Source organism: Bacillus sp. FSL M7-1020 (assembly GCF_038050415.1).
GTDB classification, from domain to species: Bacteria; Bacillota; Bacilli; order Bacillales; family Bacillaceae_G; genus Bacillus_A; species Bacillus_A toyonensis.
The window spans coordinates 3,213,054-3,239,828 of record NZ_JBBOTW010000001.1 but is presented as its reverse complement, the minus strand read 5'-3'; the positions used below and the strand labels follow the sequence as shown (position 1 = coordinate 3,239,828).

General features: G+C 36.1%; 27 protein-coding genes. 21 read left to right on the top strand and 6 right to left on the bottom strand.

Translation table 11 applies throughout. The features are described from left to right. Window positions 1-4 precede the first annotated feature (4 nt). The gene (locus tag MHB70_RS16400) at window positions 5-952 is read right to left on the bottom strand and encodes a class I SAM-dependent methyltransferase (RefSeq protein ID WP_001129129.1); all 948 of its coding nucleotides are present in this window, start codon (window positions 950-952) and stop codon (window positions 5-7) included. A 195-nt stretch (window positions 953-1,147) separates the two neighbouring features. Between MHB70_RS16400 and hutP the strand changes: the two genes are divergently transcribed. From hutP to MHB70_RS16350, 10 genes are all read left to right on the top strand, one after another. Beyond that, window positions 1,148-1,588 carry a hut operon transcriptional regulator HutP gene (gene hutP / locus MHB70_RS16395; protein ID WP_000926519.1) on the top strand — a complete coding sequence of 147 codons (441 nt, stop codon included), beginning with the start codon at window positions 1,148-1,150 and terminating at the stop codon, window positions 1,586-1,588. Window positions 1,589-1,691: 103 nt separating this feature from the next. Further along, window positions 1,692-3,209 (top strand): histidine ammonia-lyase, encoded by a 1,518-nt coding sequence (gene hutH / locus MHB70_RS16390; RefSeq protein ID WP_000631856.1) that lies wholly within the window; start codon window positions 1,692-1,694, stop codon window positions 3,207-3,209. A 23-nt stretch (window positions 3,210-3,232) separates the two neighbouring features. After that, window positions 3,233-4,891 carry a urocanate hydratase gene (hutU, locus tag MHB70_RS16385; RefSeq protein WP_000416699.1) on the top strand — a complete coding sequence of 553 codons (1,659 nt, stop codon included), beginning with the start codon at window positions 3,233-3,235 and terminating at the stop codon, window positions 4,889-4,891. Window positions 4,892-4,903: 12 nt separating this feature from the next. After that, window positions 4,904-6,175, top strand: coding sequence for an imidazolonepropionase (hutI, locus tag MHB70_RS16380; RefSeq protein ID WP_000887554.1), 1,272 nt, complete (start codon window positions 4,904-4,906; stop codon window positions 6,173-6,175). Continuing rightward, window positions 6,154-7,125, top strand: a complete 972-nt coding sequence (gene hutG / locus MHB70_RS16375; protein ID WP_000399847.1) for a formimidoylglutamase — start codon at window positions 6,154-6,156, stop codon at window positions 7,123-7,125. The genes hutI and hutG overlap by 22 nt, the downstream gene beginning before the upstream one ends. A gap of 280 nt (window positions 7,126-7,405) precedes the next feature. Beyond that, the gene (locus MHB70_RS16370; RefSeq protein ID WP_000486323.1) at window positions 7,406-7,867 is read left to right on the top strand and encodes a CarD family transcriptional regulator; all 462 of its coding nucleotides are present in this window, start codon (window positions 7,406-7,408) and stop codon (window positions 7,865-7,867) included. 564 nt (window positions 7,868-8,431) lie between these two features. Continuing rightward, window positions 8,432-9,559, top strand: a complete 1,128-nt coding sequence (locus MHB70_RS16365) for an alkene reductase (protein WP_061530538.1) — start codon at window positions 8,432-8,434, stop codon at window positions 9,557-9,559. A gap of 67 nt (window positions 9,560-9,626) precedes the next feature. After that, window positions 9,627-11,201 carry an FMN-binding glutamate synthase family protein gene (locus MHB70_RS16360; protein ID WP_000005149.1) on the top strand — a complete coding sequence of 525 codons (1,575 nt, stop codon included), beginning with the start codon at window positions 9,627-9,629 and terminating at the stop codon, window positions 11,199-11,201. A 376-nt stretch (window positions 11,202-11,577) separates the two neighbouring features. Next, a complete protein-coding gene (locus tag MHB70_RS16355; RefSeq protein WP_061530537.1) occupies window positions 11,578-12,516 on the top strand; it encodes a ring-cleaving dioxygenase in 939 nt (312 codons plus the stop codon). Between the two features lie 24 nt (window positions 12,517-12,540). After that, on the top strand, window positions 12,541-13,152 hold the full coding sequence (locus MHB70_RS16350) for an alpha/beta hydrolase (protein WP_000975464.1): 612 nt from the start codon (window positions 12,541-12,543) through the stop codon (window positions 13,150-13,152). A gap of 53 nt (window positions 13,153-13,205) precedes the next feature. Here the strand turns inward: MHB70_RS16350 and MHB70_RS16345 are convergent, their stop codons facing one another. Continuing rightward, window positions 13,206-14,738 (bottom strand): BA3702 family sensor histidine kinase, encoded by a 1,533-nt coding sequence (locus tag MHB70_RS16345; protein ID WP_000087665.1) that lies wholly within the window; start codon window positions 14,736-14,738, stop codon window positions 13,206-13,208. Between the two features lie 234 nt (window positions 14,739-14,972). On the opposite strand from MHB70_RS16345, the gene MHB70_RS16340 reads away from it, so the two are divergent. Then, window positions 14,973-15,344 carry a VOC family protein gene (locus MHB70_RS16340; protein ID WP_000834553.1) on the top strand — a complete coding sequence of 124 codons (372 nt, stop codon included), beginning with the start codon at window positions 14,973-14,975 and terminating at the stop codon, window positions 15,342-15,344. 19 nt (window positions 15,345-15,363) lie between these two features. On the opposite strand, the gene MHB70_RS16335 is transcribed toward MHB70_RS16340, so the two are convergent. Then, the gene (locus MHB70_RS16335) at window positions 15,364-16,173 is read right to left on the bottom strand and encodes a YitT family protein (RefSeq protein ID WP_061530536.1); all 810 of its coding nucleotides are present in this window, start codon (window positions 16,171-16,173) and stop codon (window positions 15,364-15,366) included. Between the two features lie 144 nt (window positions 16,174-16,317). Between MHB70_RS16335 and MHB70_RS16330 the strand changes: the two genes are divergently transcribed. Genes MHB70_RS16330 through MHB70_RS16320 form a run of 3 tightly spaced genes read left to right on the top strand, consistent with a single transcriptional unit; the run spans window position 16,318 to window position 17,858 of the window. Continuing rightward, window positions 16,318-17,121, top strand: coding sequence for a protein phosphatase 2C domain-containing protein (locus MHB70_RS16330; protein WP_061530535.1), 804 nt, complete (start codon window positions 16,318-16,320; stop codon window positions 17,119-17,121). A 15-nt stretch (window positions 17,122-17,136) separates the two neighbouring features. Continuing rightward, window positions 17,137-17,589 carry a peptidoglycan recognition protein family protein gene (locus tag MHB70_RS16325; protein WP_000402959.1) on the top strand — a complete coding sequence of 151 codons (453 nt, stop codon included), beginning with the start codon at window positions 17,137-17,139 and terminating at the stop codon, window positions 17,587-17,589. A 17-nt stretch (window positions 17,590-17,606) separates the two neighbouring features. Further along, window positions 17,607-17,858, top strand: a complete 252-nt coding sequence (locus tag MHB70_RS16320; RefSeq protein WP_002039315.1) for a DUF2164 domain-containing protein — start codon at window positions 17,607-17,609, stop codon at window positions 17,856-17,858. A 24-nt stretch (window positions 17,859-17,882) separates the two neighbouring features. Here the strand turns inward: MHB70_RS16320 and MHB70_RS16315 are convergent, their stop codons facing one another. Continuing rightward, window positions 17,883-18,095 (bottom strand): CsbD family protein, encoded by a 213-nt coding sequence (locus MHB70_RS16315; protein ID WP_000160404.1) that lies wholly within the window; start codon window positions 18,093-18,095, stop codon window positions 17,883-17,885. A gap of 171 nt (window positions 18,096-18,266) precedes the next feature. Next, the gene (locus MHB70_RS16310) at window positions 18,267-19,079 is read right to left on the bottom strand and encodes a hypothetical protein (protein ID WP_061530534.1); all 813 of its coding nucleotides are present in this window, start codon (window positions 19,077-19,079) and stop codon (window positions 18,267-18,269) included. A gap of 153 nt (window positions 19,080-19,232) precedes the next feature. Here MHB70_RS16310 and MHB70_RS16305 point away from each other — a divergent pair, with 153 nt between their 5' ends. From MHB70_RS16305 to MHB70_RS16275, 7 genes are all read left to right on the top strand, one after another. Next, window positions 19,233-19,436 (top strand): hypothetical protein, encoded by a 204-nt coding sequence (locus tag MHB70_RS16305; protein ID WP_000810202.1) that lies wholly within the window; start codon window positions 19,233-19,235, stop codon window positions 19,434-19,436. Beyond that, entirely contained in the window at window positions 19,433-19,993 is a 561-nt protein-coding gene (locus MHB70_RS16300) for a GNAT family N-acetyltransferase (RefSeq protein ID WP_061530533.1), read from the top strand. Before MHB70_RS16305 ends, MHB70_RS16300 begins: the two co-directional genes overlap by 4 nt. A gap of 266 nt (window positions 19,994-20,259) precedes the next feature. Next, window positions 20,260-21,048 carry a helix-turn-helix domain-containing protein gene (locus MHB70_RS16295; protein WP_000505607.1) on the top strand — a complete coding sequence of 263 codons (789 nt, stop codon included), beginning with the start codon at window positions 20,260-20,262 and terminating at the stop codon, window positions 21,046-21,048. 143 nt (window positions 21,049-21,191) lie between these two features. Then, window positions 21,192-22,805 carry a long-chain fatty acid--CoA ligase gene (locus tag MHB70_RS16290; protein WP_000980193.1) on the top strand — a complete coding sequence of 538 codons (1,614 nt, stop codon included), beginning with the start codon at window positions 21,192-21,194 and terminating at the stop codon, window positions 22,803-22,805. Between the two features lie 123 nt (window positions 22,806-22,928). Beyond that, window positions 22,929-23,504 carry a biotin transporter BioY gene (locus MHB70_RS16285; RefSeq protein ID WP_001093347.1) on the top strand — a complete coding sequence of 192 codons (576 nt, stop codon included), beginning with the start codon at window positions 22,929-22,931 and terminating at the stop codon, window positions 23,502-23,504. 65 nt (window positions 23,505-23,569) lie between these two features. Beyond that, entirely contained in the window at window positions 23,570-25,033 is a 1,464-nt protein-coding gene (locus tag MHB70_RS16280) for an acyl-CoA synthetase (RefSeq protein WP_000511382.1), read from the top strand. Then, window positions 25,026-26,117: an acetyl-CoA C-acyltransferase gene (locus tag MHB70_RS16275; protein WP_001077971.1), complete on the top strand. Its 1,092-nt coding sequence runs from the start codon at window positions 25,026-25,028 to the stop codon at window positions 26,115-26,117. Before MHB70_RS16280 ends, MHB70_RS16275 begins: the two co-directional genes overlap by 8 nt. A gap of 8 nt (window positions 26,118-26,125) precedes the next feature. Here the strand turns inward: MHB70_RS16275 and MHB70_RS16270 are convergent, their stop codons facing one another. Further along, the gene (locus MHB70_RS16270) at window positions 26,126-26,707 is read right to left on the bottom strand and encodes a DUF6434 domain-containing protein (protein ID WP_001247737.1); all 582 of its coding nucleotides are present in this window, start codon (window positions 26,705-26,707) and stop codon (window positions 26,126-26,128) included. Between the last annotated feature and the right edge of the window lie 68 nt (window positions 26,708-26,775).

Here is a 26,775-nt window from a genome sequence, read left to right as displayed (position 1 = left end):
TTTGCTAGCTTTTTTCTTTTTTACATCGATAAATCGCTACCGTTTTCGGATCATGCCATATACCGTTATGAAGTGATAATTCATTTTCTATTTCTTTTTGTAGCCATTCCTTCATTTCGGCGTGAAGATACATATTGTCTGGTATATTCAGTGATGGGAACATGCTAGAAATATAGTTTACGATCGGAGTAGCGTGATGAAAAACGAGTGCATTATGAATAACTGTTTCTGCAACAGTTGGAAAAACAGATTGTAATATCTCCTTACCATTTTCTAAACAAAATGGAGCAACCGCTGCTGATGTTTGCGGTAAATCAAATGCGGCTAACATCTTGTTACACATTTCAACTATACGAGGTAATGAAACGTTAGAATTTGTTGTAGCTAAAAGTGTACCGCCAGGACGAATGACTTTATAAAAGTCTTGAATGGTTCTTTTTACATCTTTCACGTGGTATAACATATGTCTTGCGATTATCCAGTCATAACAATTATCTTCGAATGGAAGTTTACTAGCATCACCCTGTTTCCATTCAATTCTATTACTTTTTTTAGCGGCTTCAGAAAGCATGGCTTTCGATTGATCAAATCCGGTTAATTGGCCTTTATGACCGTTAGTTTGTAAAAGGGAAAGGAATTTTCCACTCGCGCACCCAACTTCTAATATGTTTTCTTTTCCTTGAAGTTGTAAATGTTCAAGGACGACTTCATCTAAATTCACTTGTTTCTCTTCGAAACGTTTATGCGTATGGATACGTGTTTGTAAATGGTTGCTGACGCTGTATTGGCGTTTTACATCATTCATTTTTTCGGATTCCACCTTCGTGCAAAATTGCTGAATCGCATGTGTTAATACATCTGTCTTCTTTAAGCCTTCGTAATGGAGTGCTGCTTCAAACCTTTCAAGTAAATTTTCTTCAATTCGAAAATGAATATCTTTTCGTTTCGCCACTGAAAACTCGCCTCTTTTCATCTGTTAGTGAAAATATAGCATGCCTGGAAATTTTGTGTAAATAATTTGTGTACACAAAATTAGGGTAGGTGAAAAAATGTTTGAATATGAGTTTAAACTATTGACGATTTAACCGTTTTCATTTATTCTTAAATTAAGAAATATTCAAATAATTAAAAGAAATGAGAGAGTCACATGCTTCTTCAAGGAACACATCGAATTGGTCGTATGGCCATGCTGTTGGCACTTGCGGATGAGAATGAAAGCCCTGTATTATCTATTCCAAAAGGTTGGAAATATTGTACAGGGAAAGTGGGTTCTATGAATTCGCAAAAGGTCGTAGCGGCAATGGAAACAGCGGCTAAAAGCAACCGAGTTATTGAAACGGATGTTTACAGAGAAACACATGCACTTTATCATGCAATAATGGAAGCTTTGTACGGAGTGACGAGAGGTCAAATTCAGTTAGCAGACGTTCTTCGTACAGTAGGACTTCGTTTTGCAATTGTGCGCGGTACACCATACGACGGAAAAAAAGAAGGCGAATGGGTTGCTGTTGCACTTTATGGAACGATTGGTGCACCTGTAAAAGGATCTGAGCATGAGGCGATTGGTTTAGGAATTAATCACATATGATTTGCCCATAGTCTATTAGTTAGAAGGGGGCCTTACTTTTTAGGACAGAAGTCTGTCTTAAAAAGATAAGGTCCCCTTTTGCCTTTTTAAGGAGGAAAAAAGAATGATTACGTTAACAGGACATACATTGACAGTTGAAGAAATGAAGAAGTTATTACTTGAAGGGGAAGGTGTAACAGCTTGCCCAACTAGTATGCAAAAGGTGGCGGAGTGCCGCGAAGTAGTTGAGAAAATCGTAGAAGACGGGAAAGTTGTTTACGGTATTACAACTGGATTTGGAAAGTTTAGTGATGTGTTTATTCAAAAGGAGGATGTAAAGGCACTTCAACACAATTTAATTCAGTCACATGCATGCGGGATAGGCGATCCATTCCCTGAAGAAGTATCACGCGGTATGTTAATTTTACGAGCGAACACGATGCTTAAAGGAGTATCTGGCGTTAGACCGCTTGTTGTAAATATGCTTCTTGAGTTTGTAAATCGCAAAATTCACCCAGTCGTTCCGCAACAAGGTTCACTTGGTGCGAGTGGAGACTTAGCACCTTTATCTCATCTTGCGCTCGTATTATTAGGCGAAGGTGAAGTGTTCTATAAAGGGAAAAGAGTCCATGCAATGGTTGCTCTTACAGAAGAAGGTCTTGAACCGATTGAACTTGAAGCGAAAGAAGGGCTTGCATTAATCAATGGTACACAGGCGATGACAGCGCAAGGAGTTCTTTCTTATATAGAAGCAGAAGCAACTGCATATCAAGCGGAATTAATTGCTTCGATGACAATTGAAGGATTACAAGGCATTATTGATGCATTTGATGAAAATGTTCATAAAGCACGTGGTTATAAAGAGCAAGTGGAAGTCGCGAGCAGAATTCGTGACATCCTTCAAGATAGTAAGTTAACAACAAAACAAGGAGAACTACGTGTACAGGATGCATATTCACTTCGCTGTATCCCGCAAGTACACGGTGCTTCTTGGCAAGTTTTAAATTATGTGAAAGAAAAATTAGAAATTGAAATGAATGCAGCAACAGATAATCCGCTTATCTTTGATGGCGGAGAAAAAGTAATTTCGGGTGGTAATTTCCATGGTCAACCGATTGCGTTTGCGATGGACTTCTTAAAAGTAGGAATGGCGGAACTTGCAAATATTTCAGAACGTCGTATTGAGCGTTTAGTAAATCCGCAATTAAATGATTTACCTCCATTTTTAAGTCCAGAACCAGGACTGCAGTCTGGTGCAATGATTATGCAATACGCAGCTGCGTCACTTGTTTCTGAAAATAAAACGTTAGCACATCCGGCGAGTGTTGATTCAATCCCGTCATCAGCTAACCAAGAAGATCACGTAAGTATGGGAACAATCGCTTCACGCCATGCACATCAAATTATTCAAAATGTAAGACGTGTTCTTTCAATTGAGATGATTTGTGCGATGCAAGCAGCGGAATATCGCGGAATTGAAAACATGAGTACAGTGACGAAGAGCTTCTACCATCAAGGCCGTCAGCAAGTACCTTCTATTACAAATGACCGTATATTCTCAACAGATATTGAAAATATTACGCATTGGTTAAAAACGAATGATTTGATAAAAGAAAGATTAGATGTAAACGCAGCACTATAAAATGAGAAAAGGGAGAGATTGAAATGGAAAAAGTAAAACAAACAATTCGCGCGCCAAGAGGTACGGAGTTACAAGCGAAAGGGTGGGTTCAAGAAGCTGCACTTCGTATGTTAATGAACAATTTAGATCCTGAAGTTGCTGAAAAACCAGAAGAATTAGTTGTATATGGCGGAATTGGCCGTGCAGCTCGTAACTGGGAAAGCTATCAGGCAATTGTAGATTCATTAAAAACGTTAGAAAGCGATGAAACGTTACTTGTTCAATCAGGGAAACCAGTAGCAATCTTCAAATCACATGAAGATGCACCTCGCGTTCTGTTAGCGAACTCAAACTTAGTACCAAAATGGGCGAACTGGGATCACTTCCGTGAATTAGAGAAAAAAGGTCTTATGATGTACGGACAAATGACAGCGGGTAGTTGGATTTACATTGGAACTCAAGGGATTTTACAAGGAACATATGAAACGTTTGGTGAAGCGGCTCGTCAACATTTCGGTGGTTCATTAAAAGGTACATTAACACTTACTGCTGGTTTAGGTGGGATGGGTGGTGCACAGCCTCTTGCTGTAACGATGAACGGCGGTGTTGTCATTGCTATTGATGTTGATAAGCGCAGCATTGATCGTCGTATTGAAAAGAGATACTGTGATATGTATACAGAATCATTAGAAGAAGCGTTAACTGTTGCGAACGAGTATAAAGAGAAGAAAGAACCGATTTCTATTGGTTTATTAGGAAATGCGGCAGAAATTTTACCAGAACTAGTGAAGCGTAATATTACGCCAGATTTAGTTACGGATCAAACATCTGCTCATGATCCATTAAACGGTTATATTCCAGTAGGTTACACATTAGAAGAAGCAGCGAAACTTCGTGAAGAAGATCCAGAACGTTACGTACAATTATCAAAAGAAAGCATGACAAAACATGTGGAAGCAATGCTTGCGATGCAAGAAAAAGGCGCAATTACATTTGATTATGGAAATAACATTCGCCAAGTTGCTTTCGATGAAGGTTTGAAAAATGCTTTTGATTTCCCGGGATTCGTTCCAGCATTTATTCGTCCATTATTCTGTGAAGGAAAAGGACCATTCCGCTGGGTAGCACTTTCTGGTGATCCAGAAGATATTTATAAAACAGACGAAGTAATTTTACGTGAGTTCGCTGATAATGAACATTTATGTAACTGGATTCGTATGGCTCGTCAGCAAGTTGAGTTCCAAGGTCTTCCATCACGTATTTGTTGGTTAGGTTACGGTGAGCGTGCGAAGTTTGGCCGCATTATTAATGAAATGGTGGCGAATGGTGAATTATCAGCACCGATCGTTATCGGCCGTGACCATTTAGATTGCGGATCAGTAGCATCTCCAAACCGTGAAACGGAATCGATGAAAGACGGTAGTGATGCAGTAGCAGATTGGCCAATTTTAAATGCATTAATTAACAGTGTAAACGGTGCAAGCTGGGTATCTGTTCACCACGGTGGTGGCGTTGGCATGGGGTATTCACTTCACGCTGGAATGGTTATCGTTGCAGATGGAACAGAGGCGGCAGCAAAACGTATTGAGCGCGTATTAACTTCTGACCCTGGAATGGGTGTTGTTCGTCACGTAGATGCTGGATATGACTTAGCTGTTGAAACAGCGAAAGAAAAAGGCGTTAACATTCCAATGATGAAATAAGGAGGAGAAAACATGCTGGACACTTTACTAATAAATATCGGTCAATTACTAACAATGGATCAAGAAGATGGCTTGTTAAGACGGGAAGCGATGAACACGCTTCCTGTTATTGAAAACGGTGTGGTTGGAATTGAAAATGGCGTAATCACTTTCGTTGGAACAGCGGAAGAAGCAAAAGGAATACAAGCGAAAGAAGTTATTGATTGCGGCGGTAAAATGGTTTCTCCTGGTCTTGTTGACCCGCATACTCATCTTGTATTTGGTGGATCTCGTGAAAATGAAATCGCGCTAAAATTACAAGGAGTTCCGTACTTAGAAATTTTAGAACAAGGTGGAGGCATTCTTTCGACTGTAAATGCAACGAAACAAGCATCGAAAGAAGAACTTGTTCAAAAAGCGAAATTCCATTTAGACCGTATGCTATCTTTCGGTGTGACAACTGTAGAAGCGAAGAGTGGTTACGGATTAGATGATGAGACGGAATGGAAACAATTAGAGGCAACTGCACAATTACAAAAAGAGCATCCAATCGATTTAGTTTCAACATTTTTAGGTGCCCATGCAGTTCCGAAAGAGTATAAAGGAAGATCAAAAGAATTTTTACAATGGATGCTAGACCTACTGCCAGAAATGAAAGAGAAGCAATTAGCGGAATTCGTTGATATTTTCTGCGAAACAGGTGTGTTCTCTGTAGAAGAATCAAAAGAGTTTTTATTAAAAGCGAAAGAACTTGGCTTTGACGTGAAAATTCATGCAGATGAAATCGACCCTCTTGGTGGTGCGGAAGCATCAGCTGAAATTGGTGCAGCATCAGCGGACCATTTAGTTGGCGCTTCTGATAAAGGAATTGAAATGCTTGCAAACTCTAATACAGTAGCAACGCTATTACCAGGAACAACTTTCTATTTAAATAAAGAAAGCTTTGCTCGCGGTCGTAAAATGATTGATGAAGGTGTTGCAGTTGCGTTAGCTACAGACTTTAATCCAGGCAGCTGTCCAACTGAAAACATTCAGCTTATTATGAGCATCGCAATGCTCAAACTGAAAATGACACCAGAAGAAGTTTGGAACGCGGTAACAGTTAACTCTTCGTATGCTATTAATCGAGGTGATGTAGCTGGGAAAATTAGAGTTGGTCGCAAGGCAGATTTAGTTTTATGGGATGCTTACAATTTTGCTTACGTACCGTATCATTACGGCGTAAGTCATGTGAATACAGTATGGAAGAATGGTAATATCGCATATACAAGAGGTGAACAATCGTGGAGCACGGCCACTATTTAAAGAAAAATGCAAAGTTTATTGATCGTGAAGTGACGAAATGGAGTGAGATGATTAAAGATTGGGAGGAAGGCGTGGAAATATTCGGTGCTGCCTTAATTGGAGCACCCCTTTCTAAACCATCTATTAGTCATTCAGGAGCAAGTTTTGCTCCAAAAACAATTCGTGCGATGTTAGATGCATATAGCACGTATGCAATTACAGAAGAACACGATATGAAAGAAAGTGTTTTATATGATTGCGGTGATATTACGATGCATGTGACAAATATAAAAGAAAGTCATGACCGAATTGCGAAAACGGTTGGGCATCTAACGAAAGTAAATCCAAACATGATACCAATCGTTCTTGGTGGGGACCATTCGATTAGTTTTCCGAGTATAACAGGATTTGCAAATAGTAAAGGAAAGATCGGTATTATTCAATTTGATGCTCATCATGATTTGCGTAATTTAGATGATGGTGGTCCATCAAATGGTACACCGTTCCGTAGTTTACTAGAAAATGGTGTCATTACAGGAAAACAACTCGTTCAAATTGGAATTCGTAATTTTTCTAATGCACGTGCGTACCATGAATATGCAAAAGAGCACGGTGTGACAGTGTATACAATGAAAGATGTACGAGAGCGAGAAATAAAAGATATTATGACAGAAAGCATTGAAGTATTAAGAAAACAAGGTGTGACTTCTATTTACATTTCTCTTGATATGGATGTACTAGATCAAGCATTCGCGCCAGGTTGTCCAGCAATTGGCCCTGGAGGAATGGATAGCTCAACTTTACTTGATGCGATTGAATTTATTGGCAAAGAACCCCTCGTGCAAGGGATGGATATAGTAGAAATTGATCCAACTCTTGATTTCAGGGATATGACGAGCAGAGTAGCTGCGCAAGTAATTATGAGTTTTCTTTTAGCGCGAGAAACGATTCGTAAGCAAGTTAGTATATAGGTTGGAAATTAAAAATGAATCTTTAGCTATGTCTTATAAAAACACATTACTACTTATATTGTAGTAATGTGTTTTTGTATTGTAAGAGGTTTGTAAAATTAAAATGGGTGCTTATGAAAAAGTTGGAGGAATTGCGGTTTTGTAGTGTTATTTTGTGGATTAATTAAATTGTTTTGAATGAATTGACACGGGAAATAATTTTATGATAAAATAAAAATTTTGCTAAAAAAATGAATATATGTTAAGCTTGAGAAGGTTACCATATATGGAGGTGGATTATTTGTTTCAAATTGGGGATAACATTGTGTATCCAATGCAGGGAGCAGGTATAATTAAAGCCATAGAAGAGAAAGAAATCGCAGGAAAAAAACAACAATATTATGTTATAAAAATGTCGGCTAATAATATGGAAATAATGATTCCTGAAGGGAAAATATTGAATTCAAATATACGACCAGTTACGGATATCACGGCATTAATACACATAATAGATATTTTTCAGCATGGGGAATCAGATAGATTACTTACGTGGAAACAAAGGTATAAAGTGAACACTGATAAAATAAAAACGGGTAAAATGCAAGAAGGTGCTGAAGTTGTGCGTGATTTAATGCGTATACAAAAAGAAAAAGCACTTAATGCAAGCGAAAAGAAAATGTTAGATAACGCACATGAATTTTTGATTAGTGAACTTGGATTAATTGAAGGTATCACAGAAAATCAAATAAAAAGCTTTTGTTAAGGTTCATTACAAATAATGTATTGCATCCCAAAAAAGGTCTTGAATTTTTTGGGAACATAATTATAGGCAATTAATCATTTCAAAGACATTCAACTCTTTCAAACCACTTTTAAAGCATTAACCTCTTTTGTTATTACTACAATCAAATCCATTTTTATTTTAAATTTCTTTTACGAATGTTCGAAGTTTAATTCAATACTTCGATAAAATAGTTACTTGATTTTTGCAATCCTGATTCACACTGGCACGGACGAGGAGCCGTAAGGATGAAAGAGAGGTAGGGCTTTCATTGTTTTAGGTATATGAGTTATTATTTTTAGAAGAATACAGAACCATTTTCACTTCTATTGATAAGGGATTCTTTATGTTAAGGAGATAGACGAATTGATAGCCATATATGGTCAACTAAAAAGGTTTCCTACTAAGGAAACCTTTTTAATTTTATTTAGAGCATTCTATTTTTTTGATATTCGAATGTTTCATGGCAAAGTCGTATAAATTGACGCTACTATTTAAAAGTAAGTATGATGCAATTATAGTAAGAATTTTTTAGGGGGAAGAAAAATGACAAGTTCAAATAATAAAACCGCAAGTATTTATGAAGGAACGAATATAAACGCTGGTGGAACTTTTGAAAACGTTGAAGAAACGAAGTTATTTAATCCGATACAAATTGGGTCTTGGTCTCTTCGTAATCGCATAGCGATGGCACCGATGACGAGATGCTTTGCAGACAGTGAAACGGGTGTAGTTGGTGCTGACGTAGTTGAGTATTATCGCAAGCGTGCTGCTGATAGCATTGGGTTAATTATTACAGAAGGAATTGTCATTAGCCCAAGAGCAAAAGGGAACCCAGGGGTACCAGGTATGTATACACAAGCACAAATAGATTCTTGGAAACCTGTTACGGAAGCAGTACATAAAGAAGGCGGGACTATTATTGCTCAAATATGGCATGTTGGACGTATGAGCCATCACGAAATAATTGGCGGTCAATTACCACAAGCACCGTCAGCAATCGCTGCAGAGGGAAATGTTCCGCGTTTCCGTAAACCGTTTGATACACCAGAAGCAATGACAATAGAAGAAATAAAAGAGGTTATTGGTCAATACGCACAAGCAGCGAAAAATGCGATTGAAGCAGGATTCGATGGTGTAGAGATTCACGGTGCGCACGGATATTTAATAGATCAATTTACTTATGAATTTGCGAATAAGCGAACAGATAAATATGGCGGTGATTTAAAGCAAAGGTTAACATTTATGAAAGAAGTAACTGAGGCTGTAATAGAAGCAGTTGGAGCTGATAAAACACTTCTGCGCTTCTCTGCTTTCAAAGGTGATAATCCTACTTATATGTGGGGAAATCCAGAACTTGCAATTGAAACGTTTGTAAATATGTTCAAAGAAGTTGGATTAACGATGATTCACCCTTCAACGATGAATTATACGCAAGTGATTGCTGATGGCAAAAATTTTCATCAATTAGTAAGAAAATATTGGGATGGCACGATTGTTGGGGTTGGTAATTTAAATCCGAAAGAGGCTGAAGAAGCGTTGCAAGAAGGAACGATTGATGTAGCGGCATTCGGAAGACCATTGATCGCTAATCCAGATTTTGTTCATCGAATTAAACATGCTGAAAGTTTAGTTGAATATGACGCGAAAGAGCATCTTGCTACATTAGTGTGAATAAAGATAAAAGGAGAACATATAAAGTGTTCTCCTTTTATTATGGAATTTCATAGGGGGAAGCGGGATGAGTGAAACGCTACTCGTTATTATTAGTATATTGCTTTTTTTGATGTTGCTTTTAATCGTATTTTTTATTATTACATTTTTTATAAAAAAAAGAACGCATCACTCTATATTAAAACTTCATCCATACTTAGGGAGAATGCGCTATTTACTTGAAAAAATAGGGCCGGAATTTCGGCAATATTGGTTTGATCATGATACGGATGGAAAACCTTTTTCACGTTACGATTTTCAAAGTGTTATGTTTTTAGCGAAATATCGTTCTGAAATACTTGGTTTTGGATCGAAACGAGATTTTGATGCATCGGGCTATTATATTGCGAATACATTGTTTCCAATTTTAACAGATGAATTAAGTGTGAATCTTAGGCAAGAACGTGAGGGGAAAAAATATGTGATTCATAAAGAAGGGTTATTTTCAAGAAGAGAGAAATTGACAGCGGATACAACAAATCTTTGGTTATATGAAGATGACGATGCAATTATAGTCGGTGAAAATCGCAAATACCAATGGGAATTACATGGAATGTTTGGAGCATCAGCGACATCTTACGGTGCGATTGGAGAGAATTATATTTTAGCGAGCGGTTTTGGTGCGAAAATGGCAGGCGGATCGTGGATTAATACTGGAGAAGGTGGCGTAATTCCAGAACATTTACATACAGGTGCGAATATCGTTGCACAAATTGGCCCTGGATTATTTGGATACCGTGATGAGAATGGCAATTTTTCAATGGAGAAATTTATGGAGAAAGCGAAAGAAAGTAATATCAAGGCATTCGAATTAAAATTTGGGCAAGGTGCGAAAATACGTGGTGGTCATCTAGAGGGACAAAAAGTAAATGAGAAAATTGCCTCTGTTCGGAATGTACGAGAAGGAGAGACAATTAATTCGCCGAATCGATTTTCATTTTTAAATAATGCAGTGGATACACTTTCTTTTATTCAGCAGTTGCAAGAAAGTGGTGGTAAACCAGTCGGGATGAAAATTGTAATTGGTCAACAGGAGCCTTTGGAAGATTTAATAAAAACAATGAAAGAATTAAACATTTATCCAGATTTTATTACAATAGACGGTTCAGAAGGCGGATCAGGGGCAACGTATAAATCGATGGCAGATAGTATGGGACTGCCGCTTATTCCAGCATTACTTACATTTATTGATACAGCGAATCATTATAGTGTCCGTGATAAATTCAAAGTGTTTGCTTCTGGGAAGTTAATAACACCGGATAAGGTGGCAATTGCTTTAGCAATTGGAGCGGATGCTGTAAATTCAGCCCGCGGATTTATGATGGCGAGCGGCTGTATTATGGCGCTTCAATGTAATTCCGGACAGTGTCCATCTGGGGTTGCAACGACGAATCCGCACTACCAAAAAGCGTTAGATCCGTATGAGAAGAAATGGCGAGTGATGAATTACATTATTAGTATGAGATATAGTCTGTTTTCATTAGCGGCAGCAGCGGGGGTGAAAAGCCCGCGCCATTTAACGAGGGAGCATATTATATTTAAGGATGAAAGAGGAGGAATTGTACCGCTGTCAGAATTGTTCCCTATAGTAAATAGGAGATAAAATATATGTGTTAAAAGTCATACATTTGTATGACTTTTTTATTCGATAATAAAGTTAATCAAGAGAACAATAATTTAAATAAGGAACAGATTGACAATGAAAATAAGTAACTTATAATAAATCTTGAGTTCGAGATAAATCGTATTCTAAATAAAGACTTATTATGATTATAAATCGAACAAATATATTTTTGTGAATTATCTCGGATTCGAGATAATTCCAGTGGATCGAATGTTAATGTGTAATTTTAAAGTGTTTATCTCGGATTCGAGATAAAATTATAATAGCGGATTTTACTTTGCAGTATCGACAAAATGAATAATGAATTTGAATGTAAAACAAATTTTTATAATGAAATAAAAAAGGAGTGGCAGAAATGGAAAAGAAAACAATGGGGATTCATCATATTACAGCAATTGTAGGGCATCCACAAGAAAATGTAGACTTTTATGCTGGTGTATTAGGATTACGTTTAGTGAAACAAACAGTGAATTTTGATGATCCAGGTACGTACCATCTTTATTTTGGTAATGAAGGAGGAAAACCTGGAACAATTATTACGTTTTTCCCATGGGCAGGTGCTCGCCAAGGAATTATTGGAGACGGTCAAGTAGGCATTACTTCATATGTCGTACCAAAAGGTGCAATGGAGTTTTGGGAAAGTAGACTAGAAAAGTTTGATGTTTCATATACAAAGATGACTCGATTTGGGGAGCAATATTTAGAATTTGATGATCCACATGGTTTGCATATAGAATTAGTTGAAAGAGAAGAAGGCGAATTAAATAATTGGACTTTTGGAGAAGTTACGCCAGAAGTAGCAATTAAAGGATTTGGCGGTGCTGTTCTTTTATCTGCACAACCTCAAAAAACAGCTGAATTGTTAGAACACGTTATGGGTCTTGAGAAAATTGGAGAAGAGGGTGAATTTGTCCGATTCCGTTCTTCTGCTGATATTGGAAATATTATTGATTTAAAATTATCAACAATTGGACGCGGTCAGATGGGCGTTGGTACAGTTCATCATATTGCTTGGAGAGCGAGCGACGATGCTGATCAACTAGATTGGAGAGAACATGTATCTTGCTTTGGGTACGGTGTAACTCCTGTACAAGATCGAAATTATTTTAATGCAATTTATTTTAGAGAACACGGTGAAATTTTATTTGAAATTGCAACAGATCCTCCTGGTTTTGCTCATGACGAATCGTTAGAGACGATGGGTGAGGAATTAAAGTTACCGGAGCGATATGAACCAAATAGAAAACAGATTGAACAAACACTTTTACCATTTGAAGTGAGAAATTTAGATTAAAGTAATTGAAAGGGGAAAAGGATTATGATGAAACATGTTTTTCAAAAAGGAAAAGATACTTCAAAACCAGTGTTGTTATTACTTCATGGTACGGGCGGTAATGAACTAGATTTATTACCACTTGCAGAAATAATTGATCCGGGAGCTTCGGTATTAAGTGTTCGTGGAAATGTATTAGAGAATGGGATGCCACGTTTCTTCCGTAGATTAGCAGAAGGTATTTTTGATGAAGAAGATTTAATTTTCCGTACGAAGGAGTTAAATGAATTTTTAAACGAAGCGGCAAAAACATATGAATTTGATAGAAATAACATTATAGCTATCGGTTATTCAAATGGAGCGAACATTGCAGCGAGCTTATTATTCCATTATGAAGATGCGTTAAAAGCTGCTGTTCTTCATCATCCAATGGTGCCTAGAAGAGGAATCCAATTGCCTAATTTAGCAGAAACAGCGGTATTTATCGCAGCTGGGACAAATGATCCAATTTGTGCGCCTTCTGAGTCAGAAGAATTGAAGACGTTATTAGAAAATGCAAACGCTAATGTAACAATGCATTGGGAAAATAGAGGGCATCAATTAACAATGGGTGAAGTAGAAAAAGCAAAAGAATGGTATGACAATACAGTATTATAGAAGGAAATAAAAAAGAAGCATTTGCTAATCGTTAGCAGATGCTTCTTTTTTATTTAAGACTGGATTGCAAGATGGGATGAAGAAAGTGGTAATTGAATATCAACGATGGTACCTTTGTTTAGTTCACTTGAAATGTGTAATTTACCATGGTGCTCTTCAATTATTTTGTAACACATCATGAGTCCTAGGCCGGTACCTTTTTCTTTTAAACTATAAAACGGTTCACCTAAACGTGATATACGATCTTCTGGAATGCCACAGCCTTCGTCAATTATACGAATTACGATGAAATTATTGTCTAACGATTTGATTTGAATGAAAATATTACCGCCATTTGGCATCGCTTCTATTGCGTTTTTTAATATGTTAATAAAAACTTGTTTTAATTGATTACCGTCGCATTGAATGTCATGTTTATGGTTAAAATGATCCATAATAATATGGACGCTATGCATGATGGCAGTCGGTAAAAGAAATGTGACTACCTCTTCAATTAAAGTTTGTATGTTGTAAGTTTGAACGGATAAAACTTGAGGTTTAGACATCGCCATAAATTGACTCGTAATGGATTCCATTTGTGATATTTCACTTAGCATCACATCTACATACCATTTATTCTCCTCATTTATTTCAGGAAGTAGCAATGTTAAAAAACCTTTTAGAGAAGTGAGTGGATTTCGAATTTCATGGGCAATTCCAGCTGTCAGTTGTCCAACTACGGCGAGCTTTTCTGATTTCCGTAATAATTTTTCAGTCTCTTTTAGCTCGGTAACGTCCCTTCCCATCACGATAAGGCCTTTACGGGAACCGTCAGGATGATAAAGAGGGACTTTTGATATACTTAAGATGAGGTCGAAATCATCTCTGTGTATAATAAATTCCTCCCCGTGAAGAATTTGTCTTTGTTGCCATGCTAGTTCATCTACTTCTTCACAGTGTAAAAAAGCTTCTCGGTACGCTGCATTATATTGGATGAGTTCACTGTCCTTTTTCCCGTGATAAGGTACATGATGGAAATTAAAGCAGGAAAGTGCATAGTCATTTGCTTCAAGCCAGCGACCTTCATGATCTTTAAATATAACAAACGCAGGCATTGCATTCATTAATGTACGTAATCTTTTCTCGCTTTCTTGTAACATTTTTTCGATTCTTTCTGATTTTTCAAGAGGTTTCATAATCGCATAGACACCTGTTAGACGATGTTGGACAAAAATAGGAACTAGTTTTGTTACGACGTCTAATAAATAGCCCTCTTTATGATAAATAGATAGGATATACTCTTGCTGATTGTCTGCTTCGGTATTCTTTATATACTGTAATACTTGCTCAGAAATATGAGCTTCTAAAATAGAGATAATGTTTTTCCGTTCTAATTCTAAAGAAGTGTAGCCTAGTATTCTTTCTGCAGAAGGATTGATATGTAGAATAGTTCCCTCTAAATTCAATGAAATAATACTATCAGGATTATGTTCGAACAGAGATGCGTACATTTCTGCTAAAGAACGATCTTGTATATGGTTTCGCAAACGTCCAGAAATGTTCGGATGACGTTTTCTTAGAGTTGATGAATATTTTTTACGACTCATAATATTTCCTCCGTACAACTAGCATCTAAAAGATTTGTCTAATAATAACTATAATATAGATGTAATGTGTATTTCTATAAAAAATGGAAGTTACAGAAAAAATTTGTTTTCTTTATTTTTTGCAAAAGGAATATAAGGTGGTAATAAGGGAAGCTTATATTGTTTTATAAAGTTTTTGTAAGTTACAGGGGTGTGTTTTCTTTATAATATTAGAATAGAAGAGGGGGAGAGAAAATGAAAAGTTTTATTCAAGGAATCGATCATGTACAAGTAGCTGCACCTGTAGGGTGTGAAGAAGAGGCACGTGCATTTTATGGTAAAAAAATTGGTATGGAAGAAATTCCAAAGCCAGAAGAGTTAAAAAAACGAGGTGGATGTTGGTTTAAGTGTGGGAATCAAGAAATCCATATTGGTGTGGAACAGAATTTTACACCAGCTAAAAAGGCACATCCAGCTTTTTATGTGACTCAAATTAATGAATTTAAGCAAATGCTTATAGAACAAGGGATTGAAGTGATTGATGATCATGCCCGGCCAGATGTGATTAGATTTTATGTGTCTGATCCATTTGGAAATAGAATTGAATTTATGCAAAATAAAGACTAGGTGGCTTCCCGCCTAGTCTTTAACCTCTTCTGAAAAGCCCTAATACTTCTACAGTTTCTGTAATATTAACGAACGCATGCGGATCAATTTCAGAAATTGTTAGTTTCATACTTGCTAATTCTTCACGAGAAACGACTGTCATAAGTACACGTTTTTTCTCGCTTGAATAAGCACCTTCTCCATCAAGTAATGTAATACCACGTACAACAGTTGAAAGAAGCTGTTTTTTCATTTTTTCCGCTTCATTTGTTACAATCATAAGTGTAACTTTACGATGTTTCGTATGAACAGCATCAATTACTTTACCAGTTACATAAATTGAAAGTAAACTTGTAAGTGCAACATCCCAAGTGAAGAAGAATCCTGCAATTACTACAACGACTGCATTTAAAACAATAAGGAATCCACCAAGTTTAATGTCACGCTTACGAGATAACAACATACCGATAATATCAAATCCACCAGTGGATCCATTACAATTAAAAACAAGACCAATACCAGCTCCGGCAATAACACCTCCGAAGATAGATGATAAAAGTGGATCTGTTGCTACGATTTTTACTGGAACGTAGTATAATGCAACAGATAATACAATTACAGAGATAACTGTGTTAAAAATTACTTTTTTTCCAAGACCTATGTATCCTAAAATAAGGATAGGTAAGTTTAATACGAAGTTAATAATACCTGTGTTTACAGGAGTTACAATCCCTAAAATAATAGCAATTCCGCCAATTCCACTACTTAAAATTTTGTGGGGGATAAGGAAAAGATTAAAGGCAATCGCAATAACAAAAGAACCAATAATAACACCGAGAAATCTGATCATCTTTTTCCCGTCCTTCACTAAAAAATTCATATTATTTCAAGATTATATATGATATTGAAAGTTTTGGGTAAAAACAGTTTATTTCGGAAAATTAGATTAATCGAAACAATTTGATTGTTTTGTAATTTGAAAGGGGATACAGAAATGAGGATAACGACTTATCAACAAAAAAGCCCGTTGAAGCAAGAGTGTGAGGATTCTTATTTTTGTAATGAAGACAAAAATATTTATGGTGTATGTGATGGTGCAACACCGCTCGTTCCGTTTCGTGACGAAAAGGAACATAATGGAGCATACATCGCTTCACATTTATTTGCAAGACATTTTACTTCATTACGGAAAAATCTTAGTTTACAAGTCGCAGTTGCAAGAGCAAATGAGTTATTGCAGAACAAGATGCTAGAATATAAGGTTGATACGAGAAAAAAAGAGCATTTGTGGTGTACATGTATTGCAGCAGTTCAAATAAATGGTGAGAAAATTGAATATGCGCAGTTAGGGGACTGTATGATCGTTGCAATTCTTCAAAATGGAACGATGCAAGTAGTAACGAAAGACACAGTTAAAGGAATTAGTAAACGAGCTAAAAAGAAGAGAGAAGAAGATCGTAAAAAAGGTTTATTTGTGCCAGAAGAACATGTTTTTCAAGATGTTCGAGAACAGTTAAAATACAATCGTTATCTTGCAAATATGGAGGGCGGGTATTCCGTTGCAAACGGAATGAAAGAAGCCATCCATTATTTACAACACGGTGAATTACATATAGATGAAGTGAGTGGGATTTTTATTTGTTCAGATGGGTTATTTCATCCAGATTGGTCACTCGAACAAACTGTTGCATATATAAGAAAGAATAGTATAAACGAATACGTAGCAATCATTGAAGAGTTAGAAGGGAAAAAGAGAATAAGGCCAGATGATAAGACAATTATTATGATCGATTTTTAAGAGGAGGAAGTTCATATGGAAATTAAATGTGTAAATTTAATATTTCAAGATGAGTTAGTTCCTTTAGGGAAAGTAAATAAACTTATTATTCACCATACGTCAGAAGATGGATGGGATGTGTATAAAACACATGAATTTCACCAAACTGTAAGAGGGTGGAGCGGGATTGGTTACAATTATTTTATTGAAGAGGACGGAACGGTAATTGAAGGAAGAGGGTTACATATTGGAGCACATGCGAAAGACAATAATCGAGATACAATTGGAATATGTATGACGGGTAATTTTGATAAGTATGATCCAACTACTGCACAAATGAATGCATTATATTCTTTATGTAAAATGTTTATGAAACAGTTTGCTATAAAGAAGGAAAATATACTAGGTCATAGGGAGCTAGTAGGAGTAACAAAAAGTTGTCCTGGAAATCGTTTTTCTATGGTAGAGTTAAGAAAAATAGTATCTTAAATATAGAGGAGTAACAAATGATGATGAATATAAAAATACCAAATGATAAAAAAGAAGAGCTTGTAGCACAAATTCAGCAATTCTTCATGGAAGAAGATTTAGATGAAATTGGACGTTTCCAAGCAGAACGTTTAATAGAAGAAATGATAAAATTAGTTGGTCCATTTGCCTATAATCAAGCAATTGGAGATGCAAGAAAGCTTGTAAGCGAGAAATTAACGAATATTGAAGAAGATTTGTATGTGTTAGAGAAGAATGAAGGGAAATAAAAAAAGAGCCGAATGGCTCTTTTTTTATTTGTCTTCTTTATGTTCTTTATACTCGTGTGCTTTTTCTTTTACATTACCGACAGTGCTTTTTGCATTGCCTTTTATTTTATCCCATTTTCCTTCGGCTTGTAATTTTTTGTTATCCGTTACTTTCCCGACAACTTCTTTTACTTCACCTTTTACCTTATCAATGGCACCTTCTACTTTTTCTTTTAAACCATGATCATGCTTTGTCATACATTTCTCCTCCTTGTAGTTTGATTAGAATTCTCTTTTCATATTGCAAGTTGAATGATGTATCTAATAATAGCGTAACAAATCTAGTTTGAATATTCAAATGATTAATAGGATAGAAAAGGAATTGTCAAACAATGTATAAAATTGTAATGGAAAGAGAAAGAATGTTAATTACATGTCTTTTGCAGTCCATATTGATTTTGTATAAGCGATTTTCAAATGAGCGCGTTCCATATTATTTTGACTACTACTACCGAGCCTTGCTTGTCCAATTATTAAATTACAATCGGATTTAATAGCTGCCTCAATTCTTTTTTGAATTAATGTAGTGTGACAGCCTATACGCTGAAATTCTGGCAAAGTAGCAGAAGCAGCTAATGATGCAATTCCCTTATTTATATATAGGACACCAATGCCCGCAGGAATATTTTGAACTTCTGCTATGAAAAAATACCAGCCTGGTTCATTGTAAAGAATTTCGTTATTTTGACGTACACCATCCTTTGTAAAGGAAGGCATATTAAATCCGCGTACATATATGTCTGCAAAAATACCAAATTCATTTTTTTTTAGTTGGCGCACTGAAATGTTAGAAGGAATAAGGGATGGATCTTCTTTCGGTATACTATATAAAGCGGTATGGAAGCTAGATTGATAAAACCCTTTTTTTGATAAGTATTGAAATAGTTCAGCTGTACCTTGCGCTGGTGTAATTTCAAAACGGCAAGGGATTTGTAGTGATTCATAATAAGAGATGATTTCATCTATCGCATCTGTATTTGTATATGTAATGCCTTTTACTGTATTAAAAGCAGGACCAGTAATTACTTTTGATGAAAAGGCAGTGGCACTCCCGAAATTTTTCATTTGTATTTGCATTGGATTTCCGCTTATTGCTTGTAGTAGCGCTAATCTAGAAGAGAGCATATCTATTTCTGCGTTTTCAATTTCTTGTGCTACATTGAATGTCATAATCATACTCATAAGATTCCTCCGTCAATTAATATAGTTCATAGTACATATACGATTTTTATTCTGAGATTCCTGTTGAAATGTAAGAGAATAAGAGGTTTTTTGGAAGGGAAATGGAAGTGAACTGTCGAAGGGAAGTGGAAACAGATTAAAGGTGGTGCTCTCATGAAACAGAAAGACGTGCAGACATGCCCTAATTGCGGCTCTCAAAACATAGGAGAAGGTGAGTTTATCGGTTATGCACAAATACGGAAAAAGGAAACGATGTTCACATCTTCACCAGTAGATGCTTATATTTGTACAGATTGCGGGAATATCCTTTCATTGAAGGTACGGAATTATGAAAAGTTTAAGCAGAAGCCGTTATGATTGTTGAGAGGTGGTCATATCCAGCGTTGTATACGAAACATCTTATATTACGGGGAATTAATATGAGTGATATTTTACATATATATGAGTATGCCTCAGATAAAGAAATGTCAACGTATACTGTATGGGATGCTCATCAATCGTTACATGACACACAAAAATATATAGAAGAAATTGTGAGTCAATATGAAAAAGAAAAAGTATCCCCCCTTGGAATTGTATTAAGAGAGGAACAAAAACTCATAGGGACTTGTGGATTTATAAAATATGATGTAATTGAACATAAAGCGGAAATTGCATACGCCTTATCACGAAAATATGGGGGTAGAGGATTAGCTACTGAGGCGGCGTCAGCTTTTTTTAGCTATGGTTTTAATGAGTTAAGTCTTAATAGTATTGAAGCAGGATGTAATTCAGAAAATGAAGCATCTGAAAAATTAATGAAACGTTTGAATATGGAATACGAATGTACAATTCAAAAGGATTTGTTCATTAAAGGTAAGTATCGTGATACGAAAAGATATTGTATATCTAGGGAAAGATATATGAATCAATGAAATATTTTATATTGAAAACTCCTTTAATTTAATAAGGGGGTTTTTATTTTTTATAACAATAATTACCTTTAATTATTATAATTGGTTATTGAAAGGTATTGTGTTTCTTAATATCACAATTATAGAAGAAAACTAGCTAAATCGTATAGAAAACCTCTATATAACATGATCGCAACCGTAAGTTGACAAAGTGCAACCGCAGGAAGATAGAGATAAAGACAATGTTTACATACAATTTAGTTAAGAAAATAAAGGGGGACACACATATGGGATTTGGTGAAAAGCTTTTTAAATTAAGAAAGGAAAAGGGCCTTTCTCAAGAAGCGTTAGCTGAGAAACTAAACACGACAAGGCAAGCAGTTAGTAAATGGGAAAACGGTCAAGGTTTTCCTGAAACTGAAAAGTTAATAATGATTGGAAATGTATTTGAAGTCTCTCTTGATTACTTATTAAAAGAAACTGCCGAGCAAAGTAATGAAAAGGAAAATGGTTATTATGTAAGTAAGGAAATGGCGGAAGGGTATGTAGTGTATGGACAAAAAATTTCTAAATATATCGCATTAGGATTTAGCTTGCTTATTTTATCTACAATACCGTATTTATTATTTAAAGAAAATGCAACACTGTCTACATTTCTTGTCATTATCATTGCGGTCCTTGGAATTGGAGCAATGATGGTACCTGTAACACTAGAAGAGAGTCGATACAATGTATTAAAAAAGGAAGAATTACTGTTTGATCAAAACTTTCTAAAAGAATTGACAAAAAGATATGCGACTATTAAGAAGAAGTATGCAGCAGTAGTGATCGTTGGATTTTGTTTTATCGCAGCAGGAGCAATACCATTTTTATTTGAGAAAAAACGAATCACGTCAGGAGAGCTCGTGCAGTATTACCCTTATTGTGTTGTACTTATTGCTATTGGAGTTTATCTTTTTGTTCGTGTGTTAGGCGTGTTAGAGACGTATCGAATTTTAGTAGAAAATAAAGAATATAGTAATCGTTTTATCTTTAAACTCAAAAAGAAAGTAAGAAAAAAGGTAGATAGTTTATAAGCAAGAGAAAAACATGTTTTTTATTGTTCTGAATTATTTCCAAAGAAATAATTCAGAAAATACAGAAAAATATCGTAATTATTTGTAGAAGTCTGTTATAATATACGAAAATGAAAACGCTTTAAAGGGAGGCTGTAAACAATATGATGATGAATGTACCGCTAACAATTAGTTCTATGATGGAAAGAGCAGAGAAACTGTTTTCGAAGAAAGAAATTGTTTCACGGACACATGATACAGTTACAACGTTAACGTATAAGCAGTTAGGGGAAAGGACGAGAAGACTTTCAAGTGCGCTAAAAAAATTAGGAATAAAAGAAGGCGAGCGTATAGGAACGTTAGCGTGGAATCATCATCGACATGTGGAGGCGTATTTTGCTATTCCAGGTATTGCTTCCGTTTTACACACAATTAATATTCGTTTATCTCCTCAACATATTTCATACATTATTCAGCACGCAGAAGATCGCATTCTACTTATAGATGAAGATCTCGTACCACTCGTTGAAAATATTCAATCACAATTATCAACTGTACAAGCCTACATTATTATGACTGATAAAGATGAACTTCCAAATACTACGCTAGAACCTGTATATCATTATGAAAAGTTATTAGAAGAAGGCGATCCAAATTTCCAATTTGTAAAAGATATTGATGAAAATACACCTGCTGGTATGTGTTATACGTCAGCGACTACAGGAAACCCAAAAGGTGTTGTATATACGCATCGTAGTACTGTATTGCATTGTATGGCACTTGGTTTAGCGGATACAGCTGCTTTATCGGAAAGTGATGCGGCGATGGCAATCGTACCGATGTTCCATGTGAACGCTTGGGGGCTTCCTTTCGCTGCTACTTGGTTTGGAACAAAACAAGTTCTCCCAGGACCGATGTTTACGCCAAAAATTTTATTAGAAATGATTCAAGCTGAAAAAGTAACGATAGCAGCAGGTGTGCCGACAATTTGGCTCGGTGTATTACAAGAGTTAGAAAATAATAGTTACGATTTATCTAGTATAACGAGAATATTATGCGGTGGTGCAGCTGCACCGAAAAGCGTTATTAAAGCATTTGAGCAAAAATATAATGTTCCTTTCGTACATGCATATGGTATGACTGAAACGAGTCCACTCGTAACGCTTGCACGTTTAAAAAGTTATGAAACAGAATTATCATATGAAGAGCAATTAGAAATCCGCTCCAAACAAGGATATCTTGTACCTGGTGTAGAGATGAAAGTAGTCGGTACAAATGGTGAAGTGAAGTGGGATGGTACGGAGATGGGAGAATTATGTTTACGAGCACCTTGGATCGCTGAAAGCTATTATAACGATGATCGTACTGTCGAAGGATTCCGTGACGGTTGGTTATATACTGGCGATGTCGTTACAGTTGATGAGGAAGGCTGCGTGAAAATTGTTGATCGTACGAAGGATGTTATTAAAAGCGGGGGCGAGTGGATTTCTTCAGTCGATCTTGAAAATGCTTTAATGGCACATGATGCTATATTTGAAGCGGCTGTCGTTGCAATTCCTCATCCGCAGTGGCAAGAACGCCCAGTTGCCTGCGTTGTTCAAAAGAAAAATAGTACGGTTACAAAAGAAGAAATATATGAGTTTTTAAAACCGCAGTTTGCGAAGTGGTGGTTACCAGATGATATTGTATTTATGGAAGAAATACCGAAAACATCTGTTGGAAAGTTTTTAAAACAGGCACTTCGAAAAGAACTTGAGCATTTGCATAAAGAGAAATAACAGAATTGTCATTTGTAAACTTATATTAATTTATGGTTGACAAAAGAAAAATAGGAAGATAATATAACTCCTATAATATGTTATCTAAAAACGATTTTAAGTTTACAAATAGGAGAAGCAAATATGAATACAAAAAATTTAGTTTTCGTCGCTTTATTTAGTTCTATTATGGGAGTGTTAGGGTTAATACCTCCAATTGCTCTTTCTATCACACCAGTTCCGATTACATTACAATCACTTGGTGTTATGCTTGCAGGTGGCCTGTTAGGATCACGTCTTGGGGCATTAAGTCAGCTCGTTTTCTTACTTATAGTTGGAGTTGGAGCACCATTACTTGCGGGTGGACGTGGGGGTCCAGGTGTATTTGTTGGACCAAGTGCAGGATATTTACTTGGTTATATCGTTGGAGCGTTTGTAATTGGATATTTAATTGAGCGTTTACGTGAAGTTTCTATTATAAAAGTATTATGTATTAATATAATTGGTGGTATTTTCGTAGTTTACGTATTTGGCATTACTGTACAAGCTTTCTTAATGGATGTTTCTGTATGGGAGACAATGAAAGTGAGTGCTGTGTTTTTACCAGGGGATTGCATAAAAGCAATTATTGCAGCAATTCTCGTGACAAAATTACATCGTTCATTGAAACACATTATTACGCCCGCTTTAAAGAATGGAAAATATACAAATGCGGGATGATAAAGAGAAGAAACACGTTCATTACGTGTTTCTTTTTGTTATTTTGTAAAGAAAGGACATCTCAAATGGGGATTATAAAAGAATATAAAAAGCATGCCTCTTTACAACCGAATAAAATAGCGATAAAGGAAAATGATAGAGCTTTAACATATAAAGAGTGGTTTGAATCAGTTTGTAAAGTAGCAAACTGGTTGCGCGTAACAGAATCGAAGAATAAAACAATAGCAATTGTATTAGAAAATCGTATGGAGTTTTTACAACTATTTGCGGGTGCTGCTATGGCTGGGTGGGTTTGTGTACCATTAGATGTGAAATGGAAAAAGGATGAGCTAAAAGAAAGACTAGCAATTAGTAATTCGGATATGGTTGTGACGGAAGGGTATAAGTTAAATGATATTTTAGATGAAGAAAGAAGAGTATTTGCAATTGATGAATGGAAACAAATAATAGAGAACTACCTTCCTAGAGATTATCTCGGAGAAAATGTACAAAATGCCCCTTTTTATATGGGGTTTACATCAGGATCGACTGGAAAGGCAAAAGCATTTTTGCGTGCACAACAATCGTGGGTTCATAGTTTTGATTGTAATGTATATGACTTTCATATGAGAAAGGAGGATTCTATTTTAATAGCTGGAACGCTCGTTCACTCTCTTTTCTTATACGGCGCAATAAGTGCATTATATGAAGGACAAACGGTGCACGTTATGAGAAAGTTTATTCCAGATCAAGTGTTGGATAAGTTAGAGACTGAAAATATTTCGGTCATGTATACAGTACCAACAATGCTGGAGTCTTTATATAAAGAAAATAGAATAATAGAAAATAAGATGAAAATTATTTCGTCAGGAGCAAAATGGGAAGCTGAAGCGAAAGAAAAAATAAAGAGTATATTTCCTTATGCAAAAAAATACGAATTTTACGGTGCATCGGAACTAAGTTTTGTAACAGCATTAGTCGATGATGAGAGTGAAAAAAAGCCAAATTCAGTAGGGAAACCCTGTCATAATGTGCAAGTTCGAATATGTAATGAAGCAGGAGAAGAAGTACAGCTAGGTGAGATAGGAACAGTTTATGTGAAAAGTGATCAGTTTTTTATGGGATACATATTAGATGGTGTTTTAGTTCCAGAGCTAACTGAAGAGGGCTGGATGACAGTACATGATGTAGGCTATCAAGATGAGGAAGGGTTTATATATATAGTTGGTAGAGAGAAAAATATGATTCTATTTGGTGGAATTAATATTTATCCAGAAGAGATAGAAAGTGTGTTATATACGCATCAAGCTGTTGAAGAAATTGTTGTTGTTGGTGTAAAAGATAGTTATTGGGGTGAAAAGCCTGTCGCTATCGTAAAAGGAAGTGCTACGAAGCAACAATTAAAGAGCTTTTGCTTACAGAGATTATCCTCTTTTAAAATACCGAAAGAATGGTATTTTGTAGATGAAATACCTTATACAAATAGCGGGAAAGTAGCCCGCATTGCAGCCGAAAGTATAGTTAGAAATCAGGAGAAGATACATGAATAGAGCAGTTATTGTAGAGGCGAAAAGAACGCCCATTGGTAAGAAGAATGGGATATTGAAAGACTATGAAGTTCAGCAATTAGTAGCACCACTTCTTTCATTTCTAGGTAAAGGAATTGAGAGGGAAATAGACGATGTTATATTAGGGAATGTTGTTGGACCAGGGGGTAATATTGCAAGATTATCTGTTTTAGAAGCAGGACTTAGTTATCATATTCCTGGTGTAACGATTGATCGGCAATGTGGTGCTGGTTTAGAAGCGATTCGTACCGCGTGTCATCTCATTCAAGGTGGGGCAGGTAAGTGCTATATCGCCGGGGGAGTAGAGAGTACAAGTACGTCACCTTTTCAAAATAGAGCGCGATTTTCACCTGAAACAATAGGTGATCCTGATATGGGAGTAGCGGCTGAATTTGTTGCAGAGCGTTATAACATAACGAGAGAAATGCAAGATGAGTACGCTTGCTTAAGTTATAAGCGGACGCTACAAGCATTAGAAAATGGATATATACAAGATGAAGTATTGTCACTTAATGGATTACTAGATGAAGTAATAAAGCGAGAAATGCAGTATGAAAGAATGATTAAGAGAACAAAACCTGCATTTTTACAAAATGGAACGGTGACGGCAGGGAATTCGTGTGGTGTAAATGATGGGGCGTGTGCTGTACTTGTAATGGAAGAGGGGCAAGCTCGAAAATTAGGATATAAGCCAGTTCTTCGTTTCGTTCGCAGTGCTGTAGTTGGAGTGGATCCAAACCTCCCGGGAACTGGTCCGATATTTGCCGTGCAAAAACTACTTAGAGAAATGAATTTAGCAATAGAAGATATTGATTGTATTGAGATGAATGAAGCGTTCGCTTCGAAAATTGTTGCTTGTGCAAAGGAATTACAAATTCCATATGAGAAGCTCAATGTGAATGGTGGTGCAATTGCGCTCGGGCATCCGTACGGTGCATCTGGCGCTATGCTTGTGACACGTTTGTTTTATCAGACAAAAAGAGATTCTATGAAATATGGAATGGCGACATTAGGAATTGGGGGCGGAATAGGACTTGCTCTATTATTTGAGAAAGTAGAAGACTAGCAAGATAACTAGTTTTCTACTTTTTGAGGAATATAAGCATTGCTACCAGGTTTTACTTTTATTTCGTTCCAAGCAACGATAACGTCAGCTTTTGATTTTCCTTTGTTATTTGGATCTTCAAAAAAATCGCGAATAAAACGATTGTATTCAAACTGTGTACCAATAGTTGTTTTATACGCAGGGTCTTTTTTACGTTCGTTTTCCTCATACCAAAACGTTATAGCGTCTTCATATGTTCTTCCGATATTTTCTTTAAAAAACTTTTGAAGAGCTACTGTAAAGCGGAAGTTTTCTCCAATTTTTTCTTTAAAAAAAGCACGTACATCTTCGCTACATCGATGATTTTCAGTGATAATCGTTTGCAGGGAAAGATCTTTATTGGATAGGGAAGCTTTACTCACCTTTTGATGAGAACTGTTTTTTAATACTTTACCTGTAGTTAAATAATGTGAGATACGACCGCTTATTTCGATCTTAGAGCCACTAGCTGGTAAATCATACTCACGACAAAATATTTGTAGTTCAGCTTTCAACCAATAATAGTTTTGGAAATCTTCAAGAGATATAGACTTTGTTAAAGGTGGACGCATGAATGTAACAACTTCTTTCTTCCATAATTTTCTTTAATTATAAAACGTACGTTCTTTTTGTGGAAGGA